Source organism: Streptomyces sp. NPDC058534 (genome assembly GCF_042717365.1).
Lineage (GTDB): Bacteria > Actinomycetota > Actinomycetes > Streptomycetales > Streptomycetaceae > Streptomyces.
This window is the reverse complement of sequence record NZ_JBHXNW010000160.1, coordinates 1-5,310: the sequence shown is the minus strand read 5'-3', so window position 1 is coordinate 5,310 and position 5,310 is coordinate 1. Positions and strand designations below refer to the sequence as shown.

The window sequence follows — 5,310 nt, the reverse complement described above, 5'->3', positions numbered from 1 at the left end:
GCCGCCGTCGACCTCCTCTGCGCCCAGATCCAAGGCACCGAAGTCCCGCACAGGGAGCTGCTCTTCGAACCGGAACTCGTCGTCCGCGGCTCCACGGCACAGCCGTCCGCCGGCTAGCGAGAGGCTCTCACCCACTCCTCGCCCGCAATTTTCTTGCGGGAAATGACAGCCGTTTGCGGTTCTCCGACGGAGCCCGTGAAAGTCGCTGATCCGAGGCATCACCCGGGGCTTCCCGCACCTCACCGCGGCCACTCCGGTCCGCCGTGCGTCGAGTTGGTGCCGCACATCCTGTAGACGACTCAACAGTTCTCTGCAACTCTCTGAGCGCTCAACGTAAATGACAGAGAACATTCAGGAACGAGGCGGAGATCGGGGACAGATGAGAATCCGGAACTGGAGATCACGTGCCCTGTGCACCGTGGTCGCGACCAGTCTCCTGGCGCTGGGCGGCCCACTGCTGTCGGCCACGGCGGCAGGCGGACCCAACATCGCCGTGGGGGACGCCACGGCGGCGAGCAGCGCGCACAGCGAGTACGGCGCCGCCAACATCACCGACGGCAACCAGGGTTCGTACTGGCAGAGCGGCGGCGGCAGCCTCCCGCAGTGGGTCCAGGCCGACCTCGGCACCACGGAGCGGATCGACGAGGTGGTCCTGAGACTGCCCGCCGGCTGGGAGCGCCGCGACCAGACACTCTCCCTCCAGGGCAGCGCCGACGGTACGAGCTTCAGCACCCTGAAGGGTTCCGCCACCTACCGCTTCGACCCGGGGTCGGGCAACACGGTCACCGTGAGCCTCCCCGCCACCAGGACGCGGTTCGTGCGGGTCGAGATCACGGCCAACACTGGGTGGCAGGCGGCGCAGCTCTCCGAACTGGAGGTGCGCGCGGCCGGGGAGTCGTCGACGAACCTCGCCGCGAACCGGACTCTGACGGCGAGCAGTTCCACGGGGGCGTACACGGCCGGCAACGGCAACGACGGCAACAAGGCCACCTACTGGGAGAGCGCCAACAACGCGCTGCCGCAGTGGATCCAGGCCGACCTCGGCGCCTCCCGCCGGGTCGACCGCGTGGTGCTGCGGCTGCCGGACGGCTGGGGTGCCCGCAGCCAGACCCTGAAGATCCAGGCGAGCGAGAACGGCTCGGACTTCAGCGACCTGACCGCCGCCAAGGCGTACACCTTCGACGCGGCGGGCGGCCGGTCGGCGACGGTCGCCTTCGACGCGACGACCACGCGCTACGTGCGTGTCCTGGTGACGGCGAACACCGGCCAGCCGGCTGCCCAGGTCTCCGAGCTGGAGGTCTACGGCCCGGCGAGCGGCGACACCCAGGTCCCGACCACCCCGGCGAACCTCGCCCTCACCGAGCCGGCGACCGGGCAGATCAGGCTGACGTGGAACGCGTCCTCGGACGACACGGCCGTCACGGGGTACGACGTCTACGCCAACGGTGACCTGCTGACCTCGGTCGGGGGTGACGTCACCACATACACCGACACCCGTCCGGGCGACGCGACGGTCACCTATCACGTGCGGGCCAAGGACGCGGCGGGCAACGTGTCGGGCAACAGCAACACGGTCACCCGGCGCGGCGACAACGGCGACACGCAGGCGCCGACCGCGCCGTCGAACCTCGCCCTGAGCGAGCCCACCGCCGGTCAGGTGAAGCTGACCTGGACCGCGGCCACCGACAACAAGGGCGTCACCGGGTACGACATCTACGCCGACAACAAGCTCCGCAAGAGCGTCGCGGGCGACGTCACCACGTACACCGACACACAGCCCGTCGCCGCGAACGTGACCTACTTCGTGCGGGCCAGGGACGCGGCCGGGAACGTGTCGGGCGACAGCAACTCCGTGCTCCGCAACGGCACCAGGGACGGCTCGAACCTGGCCGTCGGCAAGCCGATCAGCGCCTCGTCCGTGATCCACACGTATGTCGCCGAGAACGCCAACGACAACAGCACGTCGACCTACTGGGAGGGGGCGGCGGGCAGTTACCCGAACACACTCACCCTCAAGCTCGGCGCGAACGCCGACATCAGCGCCGTCGTCCTCAAGCTCAACCCCGACACCACCTGGTCGAAGCGCACCCAGAACATCCAGGTGCTCGGGCGCGAGCAGGCAGCCTCCGGGTTCACCGGCCTGGTGGCCGCGAAGGACTACGTCTTCGACCCGGCGAACGGCGGCAACAGCGTGACCGTCCCCGTCGACGGCCGGGTCGCCGACGTGCAGCTCAGGTTCACCTCCAACACGGGGGCCACGGCGGGGCAGATCGCCGAGTTCCAGGTGATCGGCACCCCCGCGCCCAACCCCGACCTGGAGGTGACGAAGCTTGCCACCTCGCCCGCCTCGCCCGTCGAGTCGGACGAGATCACCGTGTCCGCCACCGTCCGCAACAGCGGCGCCGCGGCCAGCCCGGCCGGCAAGGTCGCCCTGCGGCTCGGTGACACCAAGGTCGCCACCGCCTCCGTGGGCGCCCTCCAGGCGGGTGCGCAGAGCACGGTCAGCGCCTCCATCGGGGCGCGCGACGCCGGCTCCTACGAGCTGAGCGCGGTCGCCGACGAGGCCGGCGAGATCATCGAGCAGAACGAGACCAACAACACCTACACGCGTCCGGAGCCGCTGGTCGTCAAGCCGGTCCAGAGTTCCGACCTGGTCGCCGCGACCGTCACCACCTCCCCCTCCAGTCCGGCCGCCGGTGACGACGTCACGTTCAAGGTCGCGCTGCGCAACCAGGGCACCCAGGACTCCGCGGGCGGCGGCCACGCGGTGACGCTCACCCTGGTGGACGCCGACGGCGCCACCGTCAAGACGTTGACCGGCACGCACTCCGGTGTCATCGCCGCCGGCTCGACGAGTCCCGCGGTGAGCCTCGGCCCCTGGAAGGCGGCCAACGGCTCGTACACCCTGCGGGTGAAGGTGGCCGACGACGCCAACGAACTGCCGGTCAAGCGGGAGAACAACACCTCCACCCAGCCGCTGTTCGTCGGACGCGGGGCGAACATGCCGTACGACATGTACGAGGCGGAGGACTTGACGGTCGGCGGCGGGGCCACCGTGGCCGGACCGAACCGGACCATCGGCGACATCGCCGGAGAGGCCTCCGGCCGCAAGGCGGTCAAGCTCGACGCGACCGGTGAGTACGTCGAGTTCACCACCCGGGCCGATACCAACACCCTGGTGACCCGCTTCTCCATCCCGGACGCGCCGGGCGGCGGCGGCATCAACTCCACGATCAACGTCTACGTCGACGGCGTCATGAAGAAGGCGCTGCCGCTGACGTCGAAGTACGCCTGGCTCTACGGGAACGAGGCCTCGCCCGGCAACTCCCCCGGCGCGGGCGCGCCGCGTCACATCTACGACGAGGCGCACCTGATGCTGGGCGAGACCGTCCCGGCGGGCAGCAGGATCAGGTTGCAGAAGGACGCCGCGAACAACACCGACTACGCGATCGACTTCGTCAACCTGGAGCAGGTCGCCCCGGTGGCCAACCCCGACCCGGCGGCCTACGCGGTGCCGGCCGGGTTCACGCACCAGGACGTGCAGAACGCGCTCGACCGGGTCCGCATGGACACCTCCGGCAAGCTGGTCGGGGTGTACCTGCCGGCCGGCGACTACCAGACGTCGAGCAAGTTCCAGGTGTACGGCAAGGCGGTGAAGGTGGTGGGCGCCGGTCCCTGGTTCACCAAGTTCCACGCGCCCACGACGCAGGACAACACCGACGTCGGCTTCCGGGCCGAGGCGAGCGCGAAGGGGTCGTCGTTCGCGGACTTCGCCTACTTCGGCAACTACACCAGCCGCATCGACGGGCCGGGCAAGGTGTTCGACTTCTCCAACGTGTCGGACATCGTGATCGACAACATCTGGAACGAGCACATGGTGTGCCTCTACTGGGGCGCCAACACCGACCGGATCACGATCAGGAACTCCCGGATCCGCAACATGTTCGCCGACGGTGTCAACATGACCAACGGCTCGACCGACAACCTGGTGTCCAACAACGACGCCCGGGCGACCGGCGACGACAGCTTCGCGCTGTTCTCGGCGATCGACGCCGGCGGCGCGGACATGAAGAACAATCTCTACGAGAACCTCTCGACGACGCTGACCTGGCGTGCCGCGGGTCTCGCCGTCTACGGCGGCTACAACAACACCTTCCGCAACATCCACATCGCGGACACCCTGGTCTACTCCGGCATCACCATCAGTTCGCTGGACTTCGGCTACCCGATGAACGGCTTCGGCACCGATCCGACGACCTTCGAGAACATCTCGATCGTCCGGGCCGGCGGCCACTTCTGGGGGCAGCAGACCTTCCCCGGCATCTGGGTGTTCTCCGCGTCCAAGGTGTTCCAGGGCATCCGGGTCAACAACGTCGACATCGTCGACCCGACCTACAGCGGCATCATGTTCCAGACGAACTACGCGGGAGGGCAGCCCCAGTTCCCGATCAAGGACACCGTCTTCACCGACGTGTCCATCACCGGCGCGCGCAAGAGCGGTGACGCGTTCGACGCCAAGTCCGGTTTCGGCCTCTGGGCCAACGAGATGCCCGAACCCGGGCAGGGCCCCGCGGTCGGCGAGGTCACGTTCAACGGGCTGAGGCTGGAGGGCAACGCCGTGGACGTCCGGAACACGACGTCAACCTTCAAGATCAACCGCAACCCGTAGGCCGAGCGGGCCGCACCGGCCCTTGTCGGTCAGGTTACTGACTGGCGCAAGCCTCTTGCAGAGGCTTGCGCTAGTCTTGCGTTTGTGACGCGACGACTTGCTCAGGTGGCGAAGAAGGTTGGGGTCAGCGAGGCCACGGTCAGCCGGGTGCTCAACGGCAAGCCCGGGGTTTCCGAGGCGACCCGGAGGTCCGTGCTGAGCGCGTTGGACGTCCTGGGCTACGAGCGGCCCACCCAGCTGCGGGGCGAGAGAGCGAGGCTCGTCGGGCTGGTGCTGCCGGAACTCCAGAACCCGATCTTCCCCGCGTTCGCCGAGGTCATCGGCGGTGCGCTGGCCCAGCAGGGGCTGACGCCGGTGCTGTGCACCCAGACGAAGGGCGGCGTCTCCGAGGCCGACTACGTCGAGCTGCTGCTCCAGCAGCAGGTCTCCGGCGTCGTCTTCGCCGGCGGCGGCCTGTTCGCGCAGGCGGACGCGCCGCACGACCACTACCGGCTGCTCGCCGAGCGCAACATCCCCGTCGTGCTCATCAACGCCTCCATCCCGGATCTCGACTTCCCGTGCATCGCGTGCGACGACGCGGTGGCCGTGGAGCAGTCCTGGCGGCACCTGGCATCGCTGGGGCATGAGCGCATCGGCCTGGT

Annotated in this window: 2 protein-coding genes and 1 pseudogene; all 3 read left to right on the top strand. The window is 68.7% G+C overall.

Going from position 1 to position 5,310, the window contains the following annotated elements:
- Positions 1–117, top strand: a pseudogene (locus ACFWR9_RS42345) (LacI family transcriptional regulator); the annotation flags it as partial.
- Between the two features lie 262 nt (positions 118–379).
- The gene (locus ACFWR9_RS42340; protein ID WP_383852926.1) at positions 380–4,669 is read left to right on the top strand and encodes a discoidin domain-containing protein; all 4,290 of its coding nucleotides are present in this window, start codon (positions 380–382) and stop codon (positions 4,667–4,669) included.
- Between the two features lie 84 nt (positions 4,670–4,753).
- On the top strand, positions 4,754–5,310 hold a 557-nt coding region (locus ACFWR9_RS42335; RefSeq protein WP_383852923.1), incomplete at its 3' end, for a LacI family DNA-binding transcriptional regulator.